This window comes from Streptomyces sp. CRN 30, from assembly GCF_034105845.1.
Window position 1 is genome coordinate 16,255 of the sequence record NZ_JAVRHI010000200.1, and the last position, 21,053, is coordinate 37,307.

Genomic DNA, 21,053 nt, shown 5'->3' on the forward strand with positions numbered 1-21,053 from the left:
GGTTCGGGCGGTTTCCGAGCCTAGTTCAGGCGCGGGCGCGTTCCGGGAGACGCACGGCGGCAAGGTCCCCCGATCGGATCAGAAGATCGTCATACGGAAGCCGGTCACCCCGCCGGGGGCCACCGGGACGCCTCAGGCGTCCAGCGGACGGGACACCTCAGGCGTCGAACGGACGTGCGGGCCACTCCGCCAGAGCCGGCCGCAGCGCGTCGAGCCCGTCATCGTTCTCCGCGGCGACCAGCGAGAGCACTCCCACCACGAGGCAGTTGTTGTGCAGGTCACCGGCGAGGACCCCGCGGACCAGATCGGGCACGGACACCCGTGCCAGCTCCATGTCCGCCTCCTCGTCCTCGACCTCGAACCGTTCGCCCTCCGCCTCGGACAGCTCGCGGGCGAGGAAGATCCGCACCGCCTCGTCGCAGCCGCCGGCCGTGGTGTAGACGTCGGTCAGCACCCGCCAGTCCTCGGCCTTGACGTGCGCCTCCTCGTACAGCTCGCGCTGGGCGGCGTGCAGCGGGTTCTCCCCGGGGACGTCGAGCAGCCCGGCCGGGATCTCCCACAGCTTGTGGCGCACCGGATGGCGGTACTGGCGCAGGACCAGGACCCGGCCCTCGTCGTCCAGGGCGAGGACGGCGACGGAACCGGGGTGGACCTGGTAGTCACGCTTGACCACGGTGCCGCCCGGCATGACCACCTCGTCCGTGCGGACGGAGGTCTTGTTGCCCCGGAAGGGGATCTCCGTCGCCCGGATCTCCCACTCCTCGGGGGTGTCCTTGATGGTCATGCCCTGTTCCTTCCAGAGGTACTTCCGGCAGGTACTTCCAGCGGTACGCGAAAGCCGGGGCGGGTCCGGTCTGAACGGACTCGCCCCGGCCACCGTACAACTGTCGTGTTACTTCGCGGTCTTCCGCTCGACAGCCGCCTTGACCAGCCCCGCGAACAGCGGGTGCGGGCGGGTCGGCCGCGAGCGCAGCTCCGGGTGGGCCTGCGTGGCCACCAGGTAGGGGTGGACCTCGCGCGGGTACTCGACGTACTCGACGAGCTTGCCGTCCGGGGAGGTGCCCGAGAAGACGATGCCCGCCTTCTTCTCCAGCTCCGCGCGGTAGGCGTTGTTCACCTCGTAGCGGTGGCGGTGCCGCTCCTCCACGTACTCCTTGCCGTCGTACACCTCGCGCACGATCGAGCCCTCGGCCAGCTTGGCCGGGTACATGCCGAGCCGCATGGTGCCGCCCATGTCGCCCTCACCGGCGACGATGTCGAGCTGCTCGGCCATGGTGGAGATGACCGGGTGGGCGGTGGCGGGGTCGAACTCGGTGGAGTTGGCGTCGCCGATCCCCGCGAGGCTGCGCGCGGCCTCGACCACGATGCACTGCAGGCCCAGGCAGAGACCGAGCAGCGGGATCTTGTTCTCGCGGGCGTACTTGATCGCACCGACCTTGCCGAGCACGCCGCGGTCGCCGAAACCGCCCGGGATGCAGATGGCGTCGACGTCACCGAGCTGCGCCTGGGCGCCGGCCGGGGTCTTGCAGTCGTCCGAGGTGACCCACTTGATCTTCACGCGGGCCTTGTTGGCGAAGCCGCCCGCGCGCAGCGCCTCGGTGACCGACAGATAGGCGTCGGGCAGGTCGATGTACTTGCCGACCAGCGCCATCGTGATCTCGTGGTCGGGCTTGTGGACGCGGTCGAGCAGGTCGTCCCAGGTCGTCCAGTCCACGTCGCGGAACGGCAGGTCCAGCTTGCGGACGACGTAGGCGTCGAGGCCCTCGGCGTGCACGACCTTCGGGATGTCGTAGATCGAACGGGCGTCCGGGCAGGCGACGACGGCGGCCTCGTCGACGTCGCACATGAGCGAGATCTTGCGCTTGATCGCGGTGGGGACCTCGCGGTCGCAGCGGAGCACGATGGCGTCCGGCTGGATACCGATGTTGCGCAGCGCCGCAACCGAGTGCTGTGTCGGCTTCGTCTTCAGTTCACCGGAAGGTCCGATATACGGCAGGAGGGAGATATGCACCACGAAGACGTTGTCGCGGCCGACCTCGTGCCGGACCTGGCGGACGGTCTCCAGGAACGGCAGCGACTCGATGTCGCCGACCGTGCCGCCGACCTCCGTGATCACGACGTCCACCTCGTCCGTCGCCATGCGGCGGATGCGGTGCTTGATCTCGTTGGTGATGTGCGGGATGACCTGGACGGTGTCGCCCAGGTACTCGCCACGGCGCTCCTTGGCGATCACCGTGTTGTACACCTGGCCGGTGGTCACATTGGCGGAACCGTCGAGGTCGCGGTCGAGGAAACGCTCGTAGTGGCCGATGTCCAGGTCGGTCTCCGCGCCGTCGTTGGTGACGAAGACCTCACCGTGCTGGAACGGGTTCATCGTGCCAGGGTCGACATTGAGGTAGGGGTCGAGCTTCTGCATCACGACGCGCAGACCCCGGGCCTTGAGCAGCATGCCGAGGCTGGAGGCGGTCAGCCCCTTGCCGAGAGAGGAGGCGACACCCCCCGTGACGAAGATGTGCTTGGTCGTCGAAGATTTGGGCGGCATGGCCAAGAGGGGGCTCCCGTGGTCGCGGTCTGGGGTGCGGAGCGGCTTCCCTCCGGAGCGATCCGGGGTGGTGCCGTCGCTGCGGTTCGGGGGTTTCGTGCCCACCGGTCCACGGGCTACCAGCGTAACAGCGCCCGGGAGCGATGGCTTCCGGCCACTCTCCGCGTACGTCCGGACACGTTCCCGCGCGCCCCACCCGTTCCCGCGGGGCGCTCACCCGTTCGGCGGAGACCTGTTGTCCGGAGCGGCACACAGATCATCTACGTGCGTCGTATCCTGCTCGGACCTTCACTGCCGAGCCCGGCCGGCGAGACGGCACCACCCTCGCCCGTCCCCACCGGAACAACGAGAGCTCGTCAGTTCGTTGAACAACAATCGTCGTCCGGCGCCCCAACAGTTTGGCGTCGGGGCCGGACGGCTGCTTTGCTTCATCGATCAACGACGCATGACTTCCACCCCTTGACCGCACCAAGCGACAGCCCCCACGTGGGGTGACGTGGCCGTTCGACTGGAGTTGCACGTGGCCGGGCGCATCGAAGACTACGCACTCATCGGAGACATGCAGACCGCCGCGCTGGTCTGCCGGGACGGCACAGTGGACTGGCTGTGCCTGCCCCGCTTCGACTCGCATGCCATCTTCGCCGGTCTGCTCGGCACCGAGGAACACGGGTTCTGGCGCCTCGGACCCGCCCACGCCGCCGGCGCGAAGCCGCCCACGGCGGCCCGGCGCGGCTACCGCGGCGACTCGCTGATCCTGGAGTCCGAGTGGGACACCCCGCGCGGCACGGTCCGCGTGACCGACTTCATGCCGCCCCGCGACGGCGCCCCGCAGCTGATCCGCATCGTGGAGGGCGTCTCCGGCCGGGTGCCGATGCGCTCGGAGCTGAGGATGCGCTTCAGCTACGGCCGTGTGGTGCCGTGGGTGCACAAGCACGAGGGCCGCACCGTGGCCGTCGCGGGACCGGACTCCGTGTGGTTCGACACCCCGGCGGAGACCTACGGCAAGGATCTGACCACCTACGCGGACTTCACCGTCGCGCCGGGTGACCGGGTGGCGTTCACCATCTCCTGGGAGCCCTCGCACAAGCAGCCGCCGCCGCTGCCCGAGCCGGAGCAGTCGCTGACGGCGACCGAGGACTTCTGGCGCGAGTGGGTCGAGCACTGTACGTACCACGGCCCCTACCGCGAGGCCGTGATCCGCTCGCTGATCACGCTGAAGGCCCTGACGTACGCGCCCACCGGCGGCATCGTCGCCGCGCCCACCACCTCCCTGCCGGAGGAGATCGGCGGCGTCCGCAACTGGGACTACCGCTACACGTGGCTGCGCGACGCCGCGATCACCCTCTCCTCGCTGCTGCGCACCGGCTACCGCGAGGAGGCCCGCGCCTGGCGCGAGTGGCTGCTCCGCGCGGTGGCGGGCGACCCCGAGAACCTCCAGATCATGTACGGCATCGCCGGCGAGCGCGAGCTGGGCGAGGCGGAGCTGGACTGGCTCCCGGGCTACGAGAACTCCGGCCCCGTGCGCGTCGGCAACGGCGCCGCGCACCAGCTCCAGCTCGACGTGTACGGCGAGGTCACCGAGGCCCTGCACCTGGCCCACATGACGGGCCTCGCCCGCAACGACTACGCCTCCGTCCTCCAGCTCAAGCTGATCCGCTACCTGGAGGACCACTGGAACGAGCCGGACGAGGGCATCTGGGAGGTGCGCGGCCCGCGCCGCCACTTCGTGCACTCCAAGGTGATGGCCTGGGTGGCCGTCGACCGCACCATCAAGCTCATCGAGTCCGGCGACGCCGACGGCCCGCTGGAGCGCTGGAAGGAACTGCGGGACGACATCCACCGCGACGTGTGCGAGAAGGGTTACGACAAGGAGCGCAACACCTTCACGCAGTCCTACGGCTCCAAGGAGCTGGACGCGTCGCTGCTGCTGATCCCGCAGATGGGCTTCCTGCCGCCGGACGACAAGCGCGTCATCGGCACCATCGAGGCGATCCAGCGCGAGCTGTCCACCTCCGACGGCTTCATCCTGCGCTACCCGACCGACGGCGCCGACGAGGGCGTCGACGGCCTCCCGGGCGACGAGGGCGCGTTCCTCGCCTGCTCGTTCTGGATGGCCGACGACCTCGCGATGATCGGCCGCGTTGACGAGGCCCGCAAGCTCTTCGAGAAGCTCCTCGCGCTCCGCAACGATCTCGGGCTGCTGGCCGAGGAGTGGGACCCGCGCCTCCAGCGCCAGGTCGGCAACTTCCCGCAGGCCTTCAGCCACGTCCCCCTGATCGACACCGCGCTGCGGCTGACGGCGTCCGGGGCGTACGGGGGCTGACGGCACGCCCGCGCCGGGCCGGGGTAGCGTCCGGCCCATGGACGTGGGCGAGGGCACCGGGATCACCGTGCGGCGCGCGCTGGAACTGCCCGGACTGCGCGGCGGGCTCCCCGAGGTGGTCACCGGCGCCGACCGGCTGGAACGGACCGTCCGCTGGGCGCACGCCGGTGAGGTCCCCAACATCGCCTCGCTGCTCAAGGGCGGGGAACTGCTGCTGACCACCGGCTTCGGGTTCGGCGTGCGCTCCGCCGACCAGCGGGCCTTCGTCCGGACCCTCGCCGAGCGCGGGATCGCGGCCCTCGTCGTGGAGCTGGGCCCGCGGCTGACCCGGCTGCCGGCCGCCGTCGTCGACACGGCCCGCGCGGCCGGGCTGCCGCTGGTGCAGCTCCACCGCGAGGTGCCGTTCGTGGCGGTCACCGAGGAGATCCACACCGAGATCGTCAACGGCCACTACGCGCTGCTGCGGCGCGCCGAGGAGGTGCACCGCCGCTGCACCGAGGCGTTGCTCGCGGGCGGCGGCGTCCCCCGGGTACTGGCCGTCCTGGCCGGCTTCGCCGACAACCCGGTGTTCCTGGAGACCCCCGACGGCCGGCTGCTGTACGCCGCCGGGCCGGGCCCCGAGGGCACCGGCCCGCTTCAGGTCTGGGAGGGGCTGCGCGGCCCGCACAAGGACACCCCGCCGCCGGCCGGGACGGTCGTGGTGGACGTGCCCGGCCCCGGCCCCGGCGCCGGCCCGCCACGGGCCCGCCTGGTCCTGCTGCCCGTCCGGTCCGCGCCCGCCCCGGTGCACCGCACCGCCGCGGAGCGCGCCGCTGGTCTGCTGGCGCTGGTGCTGATGCAGGCCCGGCAGGAGGAGGAGCTGGCCGCGCGCGGCCGCGGTGACTTCCTCACCGATCTGGCCGAGGGCCGGATCACCGCCCGGGACGCCCCGGCGCAGGCCCGTGTCCTGGGGTTCCGGCCCGGGGAGGGCCCGCTGCTGCCGGTGGTGATGCGGCTGGGCGACGCCTTCTCCCCCGCCGACGGCCGGTGGGCGGTGCTGGCCCGCGCGCTCACCGAGGAGCTGGCCTCGGCCGGTCTCCCTGTCCTGCTGGGGGTCCGGCCGGTGGAGGGCCGGGTCCCGCTGCTGCTGGGGCTGCGCTCGGCGGCGGAGCGGACGCCGGCCGCCGACCGGGTCGCCGCCGCGCTGCGGGCGGCGGCGGAACGGGCGGGGCCGCCCCGCCCCGCCTCCCGGCCGCCCGTCGTGGTCGTCGCCGCGGCCGGCGACTGGGCCGCGGTGCCGGCCGGACTGGCGCACGCGGCTCAGACGGCGACGGCGGCGCAGGGGCTGCCCGACGACCGGCCCTGGTACGACGCCCGCCGCCTCGACACCGAGCTGCTGCTGTGGCGGCTGCGCGGCCACCCGGACCTGGCGGCGTTCGTGGACCGGGCGATCGGCGCGCTGCGGGACCACGACGCCCGCTCCCGGCCGCCGCTGCTGCCGACGCTGGAGGCGTACCTGGCGCACGCGGGCCGCAAGGCGGAGACCGCCCGCGCGCTCCACCTCAACCGCCAGACGCTCTACAACCGGCTGGCCCGGATGGAGGAGTTGCTCGGCACGGACCTGGACGACCCGCAGACGGTACTGACGCTGAGCCTGGCGCTGCGGGCACGCCGGCACGTCGGCTGAGACGGCGGCCGCGACCGGCCCCTAGAGCAACGGCCGCGGCTGCGTCAACTCGTCGTAGACGCTGAGGACCTGGGCGACCGTCTCGTCCTCGGTCGGCCAACTCGTCGCCTGCCGTGCCCCGTCGGCCCGCAGGGCGTCGCACCGCGCGGGGTCGCCGAGCAGACGGGCGACGGCGTCGGCGAACGCCTCCGCGTCCCCGTACGGCACCAGCTCCGCGGCGTCGCCGACGAGTTCGCGGATGCCGTCGCCGTCCCCGGCGACCAGCGGCACGCGCGCGTGGAGCGCCTCCTGCGCCAGTACGGAACGCGCCCGGTGGCGGCTGGGCAGCAGCGCGAGGTCGGCCGCGGCGAGCAGGTCGGCGACGTCGTCGCGGCGGCCGACGAGCGCCACCGGCAGCTCCTCGTCCTCGATGCGCCGCTGCAGCGCGGAGCGCAGGGACCCCTCCCCGGCGACGACGAGCAGCGGCGCCGGGTCGAGGCGGCGCCAGCTGCGCGCGGCGTCGAACAGGACGTCGTGCCCCCGGTGCCGCTCCAGCGCGCCGACCGCGATCAGCAACGGCCGCCCGGTGGCGCCGAGTTCGGCCCGGATCTTGGGACGCAGCCGGTCGGTGTCGTCGGGGTCGGCGGGCCTGCGCGGTCCGGGCAGCGCGACGGCGGCCAGCCGGGCGTCGCGCGCGCCGCTGGACCGCGCGTGGTCGACCAGGTCCGAGGTGGTGCCGAGCACGACGGTGGCGGCCTTCGTCACCCGCCGCTCAAGGACCCGCAGCAGATGGGCCCGCGGTCCCTCGGCGTGGACGCGGTCGTGCCAGGTGGCGACGAGGGGCGTGTCCTCCCGGCGTCCGCCGAGGGCGAGCGCCGCCCGGAAGGAGGCGTGCAGTCCGTGCGCGTGCACCAGGTCGGCACCGGCGCAGGCCGCCCGCAGCCCGGCGACGGACACCGGGTCGCTGCTGCGCTCCACGTGTACGTGGTCGGCACCGGCCCCGGTGAAGTCGTAGATGCGTTCCGCCTCGGTGGGGGCGCACACCGTGACCCTCACGCCCCGTGCCACGAGCCCCGCGGTCAGGGAACGCACGTGCACGCTGCTGCCGGCGTTGCCTCCGCCCAGCACCTGCACGGTGCGCAGCGGTGACTGGCCGTGCGGGGCGTGGCTGCTCACGGGGGTCACGTGGCCGGGGCTCCTGGTTCTGCGGCGGGCGTTCACGGAGAAAGTACCGAAGGGTGGAGCGGAGGTCGTGCGCCGCGCGGTCTCCCGCACGTCTGCCGTCAAGGATGCCAGGACGTACGGGTGTTCCGGGAACGGTGCCGTGCGCGGGGACGCCGACATCGGGGCAACGCGACGCGGCCGTTCACTCAGAAGAGTGACCGGGCCCGGTCGCTGACTCGCTCTCCGCAGACCGCCGCCGCCACGACGGCCACGGCATGCACCACCAGCCCGACCCGCGGCCCCGCACCACCGGCCCCGCTCGCACCACTGGCCCCGGCGGGCTTCACGGTTCGCGGGGTTCCCCACCCCACCGCGATCGCGGTGCCGAGGGCCGCGCCCAGTGCGTGGGCACCCGTGTCGCCGAGCATCGCGCGTCCGCCGAGGTCGTCGGGGAGCGCCGCACCGGCCGCGCCCGCCACCACGGCGGAGAGCTCCGCCGCGGCCCCGGGCCGCGGCAGTCCCGGCGCCGCACCCGCGAGGGCGGCCACCACGGCCCGGCCGGGGCGTACGTCGACGAGGTTGACGAAGTGCGCGGTCCCGGCGATGACGACCCCGGCGAGCACCTTGTCCAGCGGACGTTCCTTCAGCAGCGCGCCCGCGACCAGTCCGGCCGCGGAGATCCCGAAGAGCTTGACCGCGCCGCTGGTGACCTCCCCGTGCCGCAGGGCGGACAGGTGCGCGCGGAAGCCGCGCCGGGGATCGTGCGCCCCGGCCACGTCGTCGTACGCCCCGCAGACCCCGGCGGCCAGCACGGCGAGACCCGCGGCGGGCCGTACCCGGGCCGCGCCCAGCGCCGCCGCGACGGCCACGGCGGGCCCCGCGTACAGGTCGACGGGCCGCCCGGCGTGGTTCGTCCGCGTCCAGCGGGCCCGGCCGCCGGGAGCGGCGGCGCGCAGCACGCCCGTACCGGCCCGGGTGAGCACGGCGGCGAAGGTCAGGGCACGGGTCCGGGGAGCGCGGTCGATCATGCGCTCACCCTATGGTCCGCGTCCCTAGAGGTCGGCCCGCGCGGTGGCGAGGAGTTCCTCGGCGTGCGCCCGCGCGGTCTCGGAGTCCTCCTGCCCGGCGAGCATCCGGGACAGTTCCCGCACCCGGTCCTCGCCCTCCAGGACCTTGACGCCCGACCGGGTCACCGATCCGTCGTCGGTCTTCTCCACCAGCAGCTGCCGGTCGGCGAAGGCGGCGACCTGCGGGAGGTGGGTGACGACCACGACCTGAGCGCTCCGGGCGAGCTTCGCCAGCCGCCGTCCGATCTCGACGGCCGCCTTGCCGCCGACGCCCGCGTCGACCTCGTCGAAGAGGTACGTCGGCACGGGGTCGGTGCCCGCGAAGACCACCTCGACGGCGAGCATCACGCGGGACAGCTCACCGCCGGAGGCGCCCTTGGCGATGGGCCGGGGCGGGGCGCCGGGGTGCGGGGCGAGCAGCAGTTCGACCTCGTCGGCGCCGGACGGCCCGTACGCCACCGTCCGCCCGCCGACCTCGACGCCCTCGGGGTCCTCGGTCTGCCGGATCTCGAACGACACGCGCGCGTGGGGCATCGCGAGTGAGGCCAGCTCGGCGGTGACGGCGGCGGCGAACCGGTCCGCGGCCTCCGTCCGGGCGTCGGTCAACGCCTGCGCCAGCGAGGCCAGTTCGGACCTGAGCGTGTCCCGCTCGGCGGTCAGCTCGCCGATCCGCTCGTCGTCGCCGTCCAGCTCGGTCAGCCGCGCGGCGCTCTGCTCGGCCCACGCGAGGACGGCGGCGACGTCCTCGCCGTACTTCCGGGTGAGGCCGTTGATCGCGGCCCGCCGCTCCTCCACGGCCGCCAGCCTGAGCGGGTCGGCGTCCAGGTCGTCGGCGTACCCGGCGAGTTCGCCGGCCACGTCGCGCAGCAGGATGCCGACCTCGCCGATGCGGTCGGCGAGCGAGGCCAGCGCCGGGTCGTGCGACCGCACGGCGTCCAGGGCGCGCTGCGAACCGGCGACGAGCGTGGCCGCGTCGACCCCTTCCGGGTCCTCGGGGTTGCCCGCGAGCGCCGCGTGCGCGACCGTCGCGGCGGACGCCAGTGCCTCGGCGTGCCCGAGCCGCTCCGCCTCCTCCGACAGTTCCACGTCCTCACCGGCGCGTGGCTCGACGGCGGCGATCTCCTCCAGCCCGAACCGCAGCAGGTCGGCCTCCTGGGCCCGCTCCCGGGCCCGGGTGGTGATCTCCTCCAGCTCGGCGGCGACGGCCCGCAGCCTGCGGTACGCCTCCCCGTACTCGGCGAGCTGTCCGGCGACGGCGTCCCCGGCGTACCGGTCGAGCGCCTGCCGCTGCCTGGCCTGCTTCAGCAGCCCCTGCTGGTCGGTCTGCCCGTGCACGGCGACCAGTTCGTCGGCGAGTTCGGCGAGCACCCCCACGGGCACTGACCGCCCGCCGAGATGGGCCCGTGAGCGCCCCTCGGCGGACACCGTACGGCTGATCAGCAGCGCCCCGTCGTCCAGCTCCGCCCCGGCCTCCTCGGCCCGCACGGCGGCCCCGGCGTCCGGCGGGACGGAGACCCGCCCCTCCACCACCGCGTTCTTCGCCCCGATCCGAACCAGCGCCGGGTCCGCCCGTCCGCCCAGCAGCAGACCGAGGCTGGTGACCACCATCGTCTTGCCCGCGCCCGTCTCACCGGTGACGGCGGTGAACCCGGGCGACAGCTCGACGACGGCGTCGTCGATCACACCCAGCGACCGTATCCGCATCTCCTCCAACACGGACACGACCTTACGAGGTCGGGGCACGGAAACGCACATGGGCCATTCATCTCATGCCCCGGAGTACGCGCCCCCGAAGGGGCGCGGGGAACGGCGCGACCAGCCACAGAGCACCCGCACCCGCCGACAGCGAGAACCACCCCATCGAGACCGCGCTAGTGCGGTGCCCCCCGCCACCCGGCGACCGGCAGCGCGAACTTCGCCACCAGCCGGTCGGTGAACGAGGCATGGTGCAACCGCGCCAGCCGAACCGGCACGGCCCCCCGCCGCACCTCCACCCGCGCCCCGGCGGGCAGCTCCACCGTCCGACGCCCGTCGCACCACAGCACCCCCGGCGGAATGTGCGGCAGCACCTCCACCGCGAGCACGGAGTCCGGGGACGTCACCAACGGCTTCGCAAAGAGCGCGTGCGCGCTGATCGGCACCATCAGCAGCGCCTCCACCTCCGGCCAGACCACCGGCCCGCCGGCCGAGAACGCGTACGCCGTCGACCCGGTCGGCGTCGCCAGCACGACCCCGTCGCACCCGAACCCGGTCACGGGCCGCCCGTCGACCTCCAGCACCACTTCCAGGAGCTTCTCCGCGCCGGCCTTCTGCACGGCGGCCTCGTTCAGCGCCCAGTCGGTGTGCACGATGTCGCCGTTGCGGTGCACGACGACGTCGACGGTCATCCGCTCCTCGACCTCGTAGGCCCGGTTGACCACCCGGTCGACGACCTTGTCGAGGTCGTCCCGCTCGGCCTCGGCGAGGAAGCCGACCCGGCCGAGGTTGACGCCGAGCATCGGCACCCCGGACGCGCGGGCGAACTCGGCGCCGCGCAGCAGCGTCCCGTCCCCGCCCAGCACGATCAGCAGCTCGCACCCGTCGAGGCACTGCGGGGTGGCCTCCTTGACCAGCTGCACCTCGCCGGGCAGCGGCAGATCGCACGCCTCGGCCTCCAGGACGCGCACCCCGAGCCCGGAGCGCAGCAGCCCCTTCACCACCAGTTCGGCGCTGCGCACGGCAGCGGGCCGCCCGGTGTGGGCCAGCAGGAAAACAGTACGAACTCGGTTCTGTGTCAACGCGGCCCCTCCGCCACTGCACGATCGACGTCGGCCGGGTCCAGTTCGTCGGCCCCGGCCCGCAGCCACAGAAAGTACTCGACGTTGCCGGACGGTCCGGGCAGCGGACTCGCGGTGACGCCCCGGACGCCGAGCCCCAGCTCCCACGCCCTGCGCGCCACGCCGCGCACCGCCTCGGCCCGCAGTTCGGGGCTGCGGACGACCCCGCCGCTGCCGAGCCGCTCCTTGCCCACCTCGAACTGCGGCTTCACCATCATCACCAGGTCGGCGCCGGGCGCCGCGCACCGCACCAGGGCGGGCAGCACCAGGCCCAGCGGGATGAAGGACAGATCCCCCACGACAAGATCCACGGGCTCCCCATCGATCGCTTCCAACGTCAACTCGCGTACGTTCGTACGGTCCTTGACGGTGACGCGTTCATCGCTCCGCAGCGACCAGGCGAGCTGCCCGTAGCCGACGTCGACGGCGACGACGCGCGCGGCGCCCGCCCTCAGCAGGACGTCGGTGAATCCGCCGGTCGAGGCACCCGCGTCCAGGGCCCGGCGCCCCTCGACCGCCAGCCCCTCGGGTACGAACACGGCGAGCGCGCCCGCGAGCTTGTGGCCGCCCCGGGAGACGTAGTCGGGGTCGGAGCCGTCCTCGGCGACGACGATGGCCGCCGCGGTCTCGACCTGCGTGGCGGACTTGGTCGCGACGGTCTTGCCGACGGTGACCCGGCCGGCGGCGATCAGCTGCCCGGCGTGCTCGCGCGAGCGCGCGAGCTTCCTGCGGACCAGCTCCGCGTCGAGACGGCGGCGTGCGACTCCTGCCACGTTCGGTTCAGCTCCTTCGTACGTACGGGGCCGGGGGCGCCGGAGGTCCCGGGCGGGCGTCGAGCGCGGTCAGCGCGTCGCGCAGCCCCCGGTGGACATCCTCGTACACCTCGACGTGGCCCTCCGTGGGCAGGTGGTCCACGTCGGCCAGCCGCTCCAGGAGCGCGTCCGTGTCCGGGTCGCCCGTCGCGGCGCGGGGGACGTCCAACGGGACGGGCCCGGCGGGGCCGCCGGGCCGCTCCTCGGCGGGCTGCGGATCTGCGTCGCTCATGCCCCGACGCTACCCCGAACCCCTGGGGTACGGTCGGTCACGATGGCGACGATCGAGGAGTGCCGCGCCGCACTCGAAAAGCTCTCCGAGAACATGCGCAGCGCCGATGACGACGTCCGGGCCGCCACGGCCCTGGACCGCTCGGTGACCTGCCACATCACTGATCTGGACGTCACCTTCGCCGGCCGTCTGCAGGGCGGCCGGATCGAGGTGCGCGACACGCTCGAAGGACCACCGCGCGACCGCGCGGAGATCAGGCTGGCCATGACCGGCGACGACCTGGTGGCGCTGGTCGCGGGCGAGCTGAACTTCGCCAAGGCGTGGGGGTCCGGCCGGATCAGGCTGGAGGCGGGTCTGCGCGACCTGTTCCGGCTCAGGAAGCTTCTGTAGCCCCGGCCGCCGCGGCCGCCGCCCGCGCGCGTCCCTTGCGCGCCGCCGGCACCACCAGCGGTGTCCCCGTCTCCGGGTCGTCGATGATCTGGCAGCGCATCCCGAAGACCTCCTCGACCAGGGAGGCCGTGACGATGTCGTTCGGCGCGCCCTGGGCGATGACCTCGCCGCCGCGCAGGGCGATGAGGTGGGTGGCGTACCGGGCGGCGTGGTTGAGGTCGTGGAGCACGGCGACGAGGGTGCGGCCCTGCTCCTCGTGGAGTTCGGCGCACAGGTCGAGGACGTCGATCTGGTGCTGGATGTCCAGGTAGGTCGTCGGCTCGTCGAGCAGCAGCAGCGGCGTCTGCTGGGCCAGCGCCATGGCGATCCACACGCGCTGCCGCTGACCGCCGGAGAGCTCGTCGACGTAGCGGTCGGCCAGCTCGGCGACGCCGGTCTGCGCCATCGACTCCTTGACCACCCGCTCGTCCTCGGTGGACCACTGCCGCAGCAGGCCCTGGTGCGGGTAGCGGCCCCGGGCGACGAGGTCGCCGACGGTGATCCCGTCGGGCGCGATCGACGACTGCGGCAGCAGGCCCAGGGTGCGCGCCACCTGCTTGGCGGGCATCGACTGGATGACCTGGCCGTCCAGGAGGACCCGGCCCTCGGCGGGCTTCAGCATCCGCGACAGGGCGCGCAGCAGGGTCGACTTGCCGCACGCGTTGGGACCGACGATCACCGTGAACGAGTTGTCGGGTATCTCCACCGACAGCTGCTCGGCGATGACGCGCTGGTCGTAGGCGAGGGTGACGTTCTCGGCGGACAGACGGTTCACGTTGCTCCTTGGGTTGTTCAGTCCGCTGGTGGCGCCGGGGCCGGCACTCGTCTTCCGGGTGCTCATATCCGGCCCGCCTTGCGTTCGGTGACCAGCAGCCACAGCAGGTAGACGCCGCCGAGCACACCGGTGACGACGCCCACCGGGAGCTGGTCGACGCCGAAGGTCCGCTGCGAGACCCAGTCGGCGGTGACCAGCAGGGCGGCGCCCATGCACAGGGACGGCAGCAGGTTGGGTCCGGGGGCGCGGGTCAGCCGCCGGGCCAGCTGCGGCGCGGTGAGCGCCACGAAGGCGACCGGTCCGGCGGCGGCCGTGGCGGCGGCGGTGAGCAGCACGGCGGAGACCAGCAGCACCAGCCGCACGCGCTCCACCCGCACCCCGAGGGCGTACGAGACGTCGTCGCCCATCTCCGTCATCCGCAGCCCCCGCCCGCCCGCGAGGGCCACCGGCACGAGCACCGCGCAGAGGATCAGCAGCGGCCAGACCTGGTCCCAGTCGCGGCCGTTGAGACTGCCGGTCATCCACACCACGGCGCGGGACGCGTCCACGATGTCGGCGCGGGTCATCAGATAGCCGTTGACCGCCGTGACGATCGCGGACACCCCGATACCGACCAGGACCAGACGGTATCCGTGCACACCACGCTTCCAGGCGAGCACGTAGATGCCGAAACCGGTCACCAGGCCGCCCACGAGCGCGCCGAGGGTGACCTGGGCGGCGCTCCCGGAGAACAGCACGATCATGATCAGCGCACCGGCCGTCGCGCCCTGCCCGAGACCCAGGACGTCCGGGCTGCCGAGCGGGTTGCGGGAGATCGCCTGGAACAGCGCGCCGCCGAGGCCGAGCGAGGCCCCGACCAGCAGCCCCACCAGGACCCGGGGCAGCCGCAGCTCGCGCACGATGAACTCCTGGCCCGGGTTCCCGTCCCCGAACAGCGTCCTCAGCACGTCGCCGGCCGGGATCGGGAAGTCACCGGTGCCGATGAGGACCACGCTCGCGGCGAGCGCGGCCACCAGCAGCAGCACGACGACGGTGAGCGTCCTGAGGTCGAGGCGGACCGAGAGCCCGCCCCGGGTGCGCAGGACATGGTTGCTCTTCACAGCTGGGCCGTCCTCCGCCGTCGTACCAGGAAGATGAAGACCGGGCCGCCCAGGACCGCGGTCACGATGCCGACCTGAAGCTCGGCGGGCCGGGCCACGATCCGTCCGAGGACGTCCGCGCCGAGCAGCAGCACGGGCGACAGGACCGTGGCGTACGGCAGGATCCAGCGCATGTCCGGCCCGGTGAACGAGCGGACGACGTGCGGCACCATCAGGCCTACGAACACGATCGGCCCGCACGCCGCGGTGGCCGCACCGCACAGCACGGTCGCGGCGAGCATGGCCAGCGCCCGCGTCCGGGTCAGGTGCGCGCCGAGCGCCCGTGCGGTGTCGTCGCCCATCTCCATCGCGTTGAGCGGCCGGGCCAGCGCCAGGGCCAGCAGCGTGCCGGCGGCGAAGAACGGCAGCACCCGCGTGATGGTCCCGTTGTCGGCGGAGGACAGCGATCCCACCGTCCAGAACCGCATCGTGCCCAGCGCCGCCTCGTCCGTGATCATCACGGCCTGGAGGTAGCCGTACAGGGCGGCGCTGATCGCGGTCCCGGCCAGGGCCAGCCGCACCGGCGTCGCCCCGCGGCTGCCGCCCAGGAACCAGACCAGCGCGCCGACCGCCGCCGCGCCGAGGAACGCGAACCAGACGTACCCGTTGAACGAGGTGACGCCGAAGAAGGTGATGGCGGTGACGACGGCGGCGGAGGCGCCCGCGTTGATGCCGAGCAGGCCGGGGTCGGCCAGCGGATTGCGGGTGAGCGCCTGGAGCACCGCGCCGGACAGGCCCAGCGCGGCACCGGCGAGCAGCCCGAGCACGGTCCGGGACAGCCGCTCGCCGACGACCACGTCGGCGTACGAGCCCGAGTCCGCGAAGAGACCGTGCCAGACCTGCGCCAGGGACAGGTCCTTGGCGCCGACGACGATGCTCGCGACGGCGACGCACGCCAGGACCAGCACGGAGACGAGCAGCCCGGCACCGCGGACCACCCGGCGCTTCGGGGGCGCGGGAGCGGTCTCGGCGCGCGCTTCGGGGGGACTGTCGACCAACACGCGGTTAGGTTAACCTAACCGCCCACCGGTCACGATCCTCGTGCAGGGTCACGATCCCCGTACAGGGCCTCTTCGTCGCCGGGTCGTCCCCGGGCTGCCGTCGGCGTGACCCCAAAGGGCCAGGGTGCCCGGCCGGGTCAGACCCCCAGCCGGGCCAGCGCCTTCTCCGCGTCCAGCGTGCAGCCGCCGTCACCGGCCGCCGTCCACGCCGCCGCGCACAGTGCCCGCAGACCGTCGAGGGCGTCTCCGTCCCCCTCCAGCTCCAGCCGCTCCTCGCCCGCCGTCGCCGTCCAGCCACCGCACCGGAAGCCGCCGCCGTCCGCGTCGGCGACCTCCGGCTGGCCGCCGAGCAGCCCGCGCAGGTCGGCGTCGACGTAGGTCGGCCGGTGCTGCGGCGGCGCGGCGATCAGCTGCTTGCCGTCGGTGACTCCGGTGAGCACGAGGAGCGAGTCGACCTCGCCGTTGAACGCGCCCTCGATGTCCGTGTCCAGCCGGTCCCCGACCACCAGCGGCCGCTCCGCGCCGGTGCGCAGGATCGTCTCGCGGTGCATCGGCGGCAGCGGCTTCCCCGCGACCTGCGGCTCCGCTCCGGTGGCGATCCGTACGACCTCCACCGCGGCGCCGTTGCCCGGCGCGATACCGCGCGCGCTCGGAATGGTCAGGTCGGTGTTGGACGCGTACCAGGGCAGTCCCCGCGCGATGGCGTAGGAAGCCTCCTGGAACCGGCTCCACCGCAGGTCGGGCCCGCCGTACCCCTGGACGACCGCCACCGGCTCGTCGTCCGCCGACTCCACCGGCGTCAGACCCCGCTCGCGCAGCGCCACCCGCAGTCCCTCGCCGCCGATGACCAGCACCCGCGCGCCCGCCGGTACCTGGCCCGCGACCAGCCGGGCCACCGCCTGCGCCGAGGTGATGACGTCGTCCGCGGCGGCCTGTATGCCCAGCTCGGTGAGGTGCTCGGCCACCGCGTCGGGCGTACGCAGCGCGTTGTTCGTGACGTACGCGAGGTGCATGCCGCCCTCGCGCGCCGCCGCGAGCGAATCGACCGCGTGGGCGATCGCCTCACCCCCCGCGTACACCACCCCGTCCAGGTCGAGCAGCGCCGTGTCGTACGCCTCGCTCAGGGCCTGCCCCCTGCCCTCGGGCCTCGTCCTGACGCTCCGGCTCATTGCGCATCGCTCCTCGTTCGTCGCCTTTCCCCCGATCATCCCCCATGCCACCGACACACGTACGATGCCGGGATGGATACCGCAGGTCACTCGGAAGCGACGGCGCACCGGGGCCTGGAACTCACCCCGTTCCGAGGTCTCCGCTACGACCCCGACCGGGTCGGCAGCCTGGCCGCCGTGACATCCCCTCCCTACGACGTCGTGGTCCGCCCCGACGGCCTGCTCCACCTCGAATCCGCGGACCCGCACAACATCGTCCGCCTCATCCTCCCGCAGGCCGCGACCGCCGAGGCCCGCACGGAACAGGCGGCCCGGACACTGCGCCGCTGGCTGGCCGACGGCGTCCTGGCCCCCGATCCCGACCCCGGTCTGTACGTCTACGAGCAGCTGGCCGACGACGGGCTGCTGCAACGCGGCGTCATCGGCGCCCTGCGCGTGCCGGACGGGGCGGACGGTTCCGTCCTCCCGCACGAGGACGTCATGCCGCACGTGGTCGCCGAACGCGCGGCGCTGATGCGGGCCACTTCGGCCAATTTCGAGCCGCTGCTGCTGACCTACCGCGGCGACGCCACGACCGCCGCCACGAGCGAGGTCGTGGAGGGCGCCGCCGAGCGGCCACCGCTGCTGGCCACGACCACGGAGGACGGCTACCGCCACCGTCTGTGGGCGGTCACCGATCCCGCGACCGTCGCGCGCGTGCGGGCGGAACTCGGCCGTCACCAGGCACTCATCGCCGACGGCCACCACCGCTGGGCGACCTACGGCCGGCTCCGCAAGGAGCACCCCTCCCCCAGCCCCTGGGACTACGGCCTCGTCCTCCTCGTCGACACCGTCCGCCACCCGCTGCGCGTCCGTGCCATCCACCGCTTGCTGCACGACGTGCCGGTCGCGGACGCGGTGGCCGCGCTCAAGGGCAGCTTCCACGTCCGCCGCCTGGACGTGGAACTGGCCGAGGCACTGGACGCACTGGCCGAGGCGGCCGCCGGGGGCAACGCGTTCCTCCTCGCCGGGGACGGCGCCTTCCACCTGGTGGACCGCCCGGACCCCGACCTGCTCGCCCGCACAGTCCCCGCCGACCGCCCGGAGGCGTGGCGCACCCTGGACGCCACGGTCCTGCACACCACTCTCCTCGCCCACGTCTGGAACGTCCCCGAGGACTCCGCCGCGCACATCTCCTACATCCACGACACGGCCGCCACGGTCGAGAAGGCGGAACGGGACGGCGGTACGGCGGTCCTGATGCACCCGGTCCGCGAGGAGGTCGTCCGCGACCTGGCCCAGCAGGGCGTCACGATGCCGCGCAAGTCGACGTCGTTCGGCCCGAAACCGGCGTCGGGACTGGTCCTGCGTTCACTGGAGCTCTGAGCGACGCCCCGCGAACGGCGTCCCGCGAAGGACGCCTCGTGAACGACACCCCGTGAACGACGAAAGGGGCGGGACCTTCGCGGTCCCGCCCCTTTTCTCACCGTCGCTCGTGCCGGAGGTCAGTCCTCGTCGCCCCGGCGGGGGGCGGAGTCGTCCTCACTCTTGTTCTCGGCCACATCCTCGGCCTCGTCCTCGGCCTCGTCCGCGCCGTCCTCATCGTCCTCGCCGTCGTCGAGGGCGTCCACGAAGTCGACGCCGTCCAGCTCGGCGAGCCGGTCGGAGGCGTCCGTGGTGCCGTCCCGGTCCGACTCCACGGCCTTGGCGAACCACTCCCGCGCCTCGTCTTCCCGCCCGGCGGCGAGCAGCGCGTCGGCGTAGGCGTACCGCAGCCGCGCGGTCCACGGCTGCACGGAGTGGGAGGCCAGCTCGGGGCTCTGGAGCGTGACGATCGCCGCGTCCAGCTGTCCCATGTCGCGCCGGGCGCCCGCGGCCACCAGACGCATCTCGACCTGCCCGGCCTTGTCCAGCTTGTTGACCTCGGGGGCACCGGCCATGTCCAGCGCCTTCTCCGGCCGGCCGAGCCCGCGCTCGCAGTCGGCCATCACCGGCCACAGGTCCACGGTGCCGGTCATCCGCCGCGCGGCCCGGAACTCGGCGAGGGCCTCGGAGTACTTCTGGTTCGCGTACGCCGCGAATCCGGCGGCCTCCCGTACGGCCGCGACGCGCGACGCCAGCCGCAGCGCGACCCGCGAGTAGCCGTAGGCGCCCTCGGGGTCCTCGTCGATGAGCCGCGCCACCATCACCAGGTTGCGGGCGACATCCTCCGCGAGCGTCTTCGGCAGGCTCTGCAGCTCCTGCTTGACGTCCTTGTCGATCTCGTCGCCGGTGACGTCCTCGGGGATCGGCAGCCGCTTGATCGGCTCGCGGTCGCGGTCCCGCTCGTCACGGAAGCGTCCGCCGCCGCGCCGGTCGTCACGACCGTCCCGGCCGCCGTCACGGAAGCCGCCCGGCCTGCCGCCACGGTCGTCCCGCCGGGGCCCGCCGCGTCCACCGCGGTCGTCACGGCCCCGGTAACCACCGCGATCTCCCCGGTCACCCCGGTCGCCGCGGTCATCACGCCGGAAGCCACCGCGGTCCCCGCGGTCGTCACGCCCCCGGAACCCACGGTCCCGGTCGTCGCGCCGGGGGAACCCACCACGGTCCCCGTCCCGACGGTCGTCACGGCGATCGTCGCGGCGGTCATCCCGTCGATCGTCACGACGGTCGTCACGGCGGTCGTCGCGGCGGAAACCGGGCCGGTCGTCACGCCGGAACGAGGGCCGGTCGTCGCGCCTGTCGTCCCTACGGAAGTCGGGCCGCTCGTCGCCCCGGCGATCGTCACGACGGTCGTCACGGCGGAACTCCGGCCGCCCACCGCGCCAGTCGTCACGGCGGTCATCGCGACGGTCGTCACGGCGGTCGTCGCGGCGGAAGCTCGGCCGGTCGTCACGCCGGAAGGCCGGCCGGTCGTCACGCCGGTCGTCCCGACGGAAGTCAGGACGGTCGTCACGACGGAAAGACGGCCGGTCGTCACGGCGATCATCACGGCGATCGTCACGGCGGTCATCGCGACGGTCGTCACGACGGAAACCGGGCCGGTCGTCGCGGCGGAACCCACCACGCGAACCCCGGTCGTCACCCCGACGGTCGTCCCGCCGGCCGTAACCGCCGCCACTGCCGCGGTTGTCGTCCCGGCGGAAGCCACCGCGATCGCCACGGTCTCCGCGCTCGCCCCGGTTGTCGTCACGGCGGAACGCCGGACGCTCTCCGCGGTCGTCGCGGCGCGGCCCACGGTCCCGGTCGTCGCGACGGCCGTAGCCCCCGCCACGCGCATCCTCACGCCGACCGCCGTCACGGCGGTCATCGCGACGGTCGTCACGGCGGAAGTCGGGCCGGTCGTCACGGCGGAACCCGCCACGCGGCCCCCGGTCGTCCTCGCGGCGGAAGCCACCGCGATCCCCGTCACGACGGCCCTGGCCACCGCTGCCGCTGCCGCCTCGACTGTTGTCGCGACGGAAGCCGCCGCGGTCGCCGCGGTCACCACTGTCCCGTCGCCGCTGGTCGCGCTCCGGTCGGTCGTCGGGAGAGTTGGTGGACATCGGTGACTCCTGTCTTAGGTACTGCAAGCATTGTAAAAACAAAAGGACCCCTGGTCCCAGCTGAACGCTGGGACCAGGGGTCCTTCCAAAGATTGTTCGGCGGCGTCCTACTCTCCCACAGGGTCCCCCCTGCAGTACCATCGGCGCTGTAAGGCTTAGCTTCCGGGTTCGAAATGTAACCGGGCGTTTCCCCTACGCTATGACCACCGAAACCCTAATGGTTTCGAGCGAACAAGCACACTCTTCAGTTTTGTGTGTTCTGCTCAAATCCGGCAACGGTCGTTGCCTCAGAACTAACACAGTGGACGCGAGCAACTGAGGACAAGCCCTCGGCCTATTAGTACCAGTCAACTCCACACCTTGCGGTGCTTCCATATCTGGCCTATCAACCCAGTCGTCTACTGGGAGCCTTACCCTCTCTAGGAGGTGGGAGTCC

18 protein-coding genes and 2 rRNA genes are annotated in these 21,053 nt (G+C 73.2%); 4 read left to right on the forward strand and 16 right to left on the reverse strand.

Going from position 1 to position 21,053, the window contains the following annotated elements; all coding sequences use genetic code 11:
• Nucleotides 1-157 precede the first annotated feature (157 nt).
• Together UW392_RS21010 and UW392_RS21015 are read right to left on the reverse strand one after the other, a co-directional pair.
• A complete protein-coding gene (locus tag UW392_RS21010; protein ID WP_320776593.1) occupies nt 158-784 on the reverse strand; it encodes an NUDIX hydrolase in 627 nt (208 codons plus the stop codon).
• 108 nt (nt 785-892) lie between these two features.
• The gene (locus UW392_RS21015; RefSeq protein WP_320776594.1) at nt 893-2,542 is read right to left on the reverse strand and encodes a CTP synthase; all 1,650 of its coding nucleotides are present in this window, start codon (nt 2,540-2,542) and stop codon (nt 893-895) included.
• A 520-nt stretch (nt 2,543-3,062) separates the two neighbouring features.
• On the opposite strand from UW392_RS21015, the gene UW392_RS21020 reads away from it, so the two are divergent.
• Together UW392_RS21020 and UW392_RS21025 are read left to right on the forward strand one after the other, a co-directional pair.
• Nucleotides 3,063-4,865: a glycoside hydrolase family 15 protein gene (locus UW392_RS21020; protein WP_320776610.1), complete on the forward strand. Its 1,803-nt coding sequence runs from the start codon at nt 3,063-3,065 to the stop codon at nt 4,863-4,865.
• 37 nt (nt 4,866-4,902) lie between these two features.
• Nucleotides 4,903-6,531: a PucR family transcriptional regulator gene (locus tag UW392_RS21025; RefSeq protein WP_320776595.1), complete on the forward strand. Its 1,629-nt coding sequence runs from the start codon at nt 4,903-4,905 to the stop codon at nt 6,529-6,531.
• Between the two features lie 21 nt (nt 6,532-6,552).
• Here the strand turns inward: UW392_RS21025 and UW392_RS21030 are convergent, their stop codons facing one another.
• The 6 genes from UW392_RS21030 to UW392_RS21055 all read right to left on the reverse strand — a co-directional run bounded on the left by UW392_RS21030 (nt 6,553) and on the right by UW392_RS21055 (nt 12,601).
• A complete protein-coding gene (locus UW392_RS21030) occupies nt 6,553-7,695 on the reverse strand; it encodes a glycosyltransferase family 4 protein (RefSeq protein WP_320776596.1) in 1,143 nt (380 codons plus the stop codon).
• A 185-nt stretch (nt 7,696-7,880) separates the two neighbouring features.
• On the reverse strand, nt 7,881-8,702 hold the full coding sequence (locus UW392_RS21035) for a hypothetical protein (protein ID WP_320776597.1): 822 nt from the start codon (nt 8,700-8,702) through the stop codon (nt 7,881-7,883).
• Nucleotides 8,703-8,726: 24 nt separating this feature from the next.
• Nucleotides 8,727-10,445 (reverse strand): DNA repair protein RecN, encoded by a 1,719-nt coding sequence (gene recN, locus UW392_RS21040; RefSeq protein WP_320776611.1) that lies wholly within the window; start codon nt 10,443-10,445, stop codon nt 8,727-8,729.
• A 167-nt stretch (nt 10,446-10,612) separates the two neighbouring features.
• Nucleotides 10,613-11,518: an NAD kinase gene (locus UW392_RS21045; RefSeq protein ID WP_320776598.1), complete on the reverse strand. Its 906-nt coding sequence runs from the start codon at nt 11,516-11,518 to the stop codon at nt 10,613-10,615.
• Nucleotides 11,515-12,330: a TlyA family RNA methyltransferase gene (locus UW392_RS21050; protein WP_320776599.1), complete on the reverse strand. Its 816-nt coding sequence runs from the start codon at nt 12,328-12,330 to the stop codon at nt 11,515-11,517. The genes UW392_RS21045 and UW392_RS21050 overlap by 4 nt, the downstream gene beginning before the upstream one ends.
• A gap of 7 nt (nt 12,331-12,337) precedes the next feature.
• A complete protein-coding gene (locus UW392_RS21055; protein WP_320776600.1) occupies nt 12,338-12,601 on the reverse strand; it encodes a hypothetical protein in 264 nt (87 codons plus the stop codon).
• Nucleotides 12,602-12,643: 42 nt separating this feature from the next.
• Between UW392_RS21055 and UW392_RS21060 the strand changes: the two genes are divergently transcribed.
• Nucleotides 12,644-12,991 (forward strand): sterol-binding protein, encoded by a 348-nt coding sequence (locus UW392_RS21060; RefSeq protein WP_320776601.1) that lies wholly within the window; start codon nt 12,644-12,646, stop codon nt 12,989-12,991.
• On the opposite strand, the gene UW392_RS21065 is transcribed toward UW392_RS21060, so the two are convergent.
• The 4 genes from UW392_RS21065 to UW392_RS21080 form a co-directional block, all read right to left on the reverse strand.
• On the reverse strand, nt 12,975-13,871 hold the full coding sequence (locus UW392_RS21065) for an ABC transporter ATP-binding protein (RefSeq protein WP_320776602.1): 897 nt from the start codon (nt 13,869-13,871) through the stop codon (nt 12,975-12,977). The genes UW392_RS21060 and UW392_RS21065 overlap by 17 nt on opposite strands.
• The gene (locus UW392_RS21070) at nt 13,868-14,905 is read right to left on the reverse strand and encodes a FecCD family ABC transporter permease (RefSeq protein ID WP_320776603.1); all 1,038 of its coding nucleotides are present in this window, start codon (nt 14,903-14,905) and stop codon (nt 13,868-13,870) included. Before UW392_RS21070 ends, UW392_RS21065 begins: the two co-directional genes overlap by 4 nt.
• Nucleotides 14,902-15,945: a FecCD family ABC transporter permease gene (locus tag UW392_RS21075; RefSeq protein ID WP_320776604.1), complete on the reverse strand. Its 1,044-nt coding sequence runs from the start codon at nt 15,943-15,945 to the stop codon at nt 14,902-14,904. The genes UW392_RS21070 and UW392_RS21075 overlap by 4 nt, the downstream gene beginning before the upstream one ends.
• A 137-nt stretch (nt 15,946-16,082) precedes the next feature.
• The gene (locus tag UW392_RS21080; protein WP_320776605.1) at nt 16,083-17,114 is read right to left on the reverse strand and encodes an HAD-IIA family hydrolase; all 1,032 of its coding nucleotides are present in this window, start codon (nt 17,112-17,114) and stop codon (nt 16,083-16,085) included.
• Nucleotides 17,115-17,186: 72 nt separating this feature from the next.
• On the opposite strand from UW392_RS21080, the gene UW392_RS21085 reads away from it, so the two are divergent.
• The gene (locus UW392_RS21085) at nt 17,187-18,479 is read left to right on the forward strand and encodes a DUF1015 domain-containing protein (protein WP_320776606.1); all 1,293 of its coding nucleotides are present in this window, start codon (nt 17,187-17,189) and stop codon (nt 18,477-18,479) included.
• A gap of 119 nt (nt 18,480-18,598) precedes the next feature.
• Here UW392_RS21085 and UW392_RS21090 read toward each other — a convergent pair whose 3' ends face one another.
• The 4 genes from UW392_RS21090 to UW392_RS21105 form a co-directional block, all read right to left on the reverse strand.
• Entirely contained in the window at nt 18,599-19,387 is a 789-nt protein-coding gene (locus UW392_RS21090) for a tetratricopeptide repeat protein (protein ID WP_320776612.1), read from the reverse strand.
• Nucleotides 19,279-20,397 (reverse strand): hypothetical protein, encoded by a 1,119-nt coding sequence (locus UW392_RS21095; protein ID WP_320776613.1) that lies wholly within the window; start codon nt 20,395-20,397, stop codon nt 19,279-19,281. The genes UW392_RS21090 and UW392_RS21095 overlap by 109 nt, the downstream gene beginning before the upstream one ends.
• A 314-nt stretch (nt 20,398-20,711) precedes the next feature.
• A 5S ribosomal RNA gene (gene rrf, locus UW392_RS21100) occupies nt 20,712-20,828 on the reverse strand.
• 106 nt (nt 20,829-20,934) lie between these two features.
• Nucleotides 20,935-21,053 (reverse strand): 23S ribosomal RNA (locus UW392_RS21105); the annotation flags it as partial.

Coding starts and splice junctions, on each gene's coding strand:
- UW392_RS21015 (WP_320776594.1), bottom strand. CDS start 2,542: ATGCCGCCCAAATCTTCGACGACCAAGCACATCTTCGTCACGGGGGGT.
- UW392_RS21060 (WP_320776601.1), top strand. CDS start 12,644: ATGGCGACGATCGAGGAGTGCCGCGCCGCACTCGAAAAGCTCTCCGAG.
- UW392_RS21065 (WP_320776602.1), bottom strand. CDS start 13,871: ATGAGCACCCGGAAGACGAGTGCCGGCCCCGGCGCCACCAGCGGACTG.
- UW392_RS21080 (WP_320776605.1), bottom strand. CDS start 17,114: ATGAGCCGGAGCGTCAGGACGAGGCCCGAGGGCAGGGGGCAGGCCCTG.
- UW392_RS21025 (WP_320776595.1), top strand. CDS start 4,903: ATGGACGTGGGCGAGGGCACCGGGATCACCGTGCGGCGCGCGCTGGAA.
- UW392_RS21055 (WP_320776600.1), bottom strand. CDS start 12,601: ATGAGCGACGCAGATCCGCAGCCCGCCGAGGAGCGGCCCGGCGGCCCC.
- UW392_RS21010 (WP_320776593.1), bottom strand. CDS start 784: ATGACCATCAAGGACACCCCCGAGGAGTGGGAGATCCGGGCGACGGAG.
- UW392_RS21085 (WP_320776606.1), top strand. CDS start 17,187: ATGGATACCGCAGGTCACTCGGAAGCGACGGCGCACCGGGGCCTGGAA.
- UW392_RS21035 (WP_320776597.1), bottom strand. CDS start 8,702: ATGATCGACCGCGCTCCCCGGACCCGTGCCCTGACCTTCGCCGCCGTG.
- recN (WP_320776611.1), bottom strand. CDS start 10,445: ATGCGGATACGGTCGCTGGGTGTGATCGACGACGCCGTCGTCGAGCTG.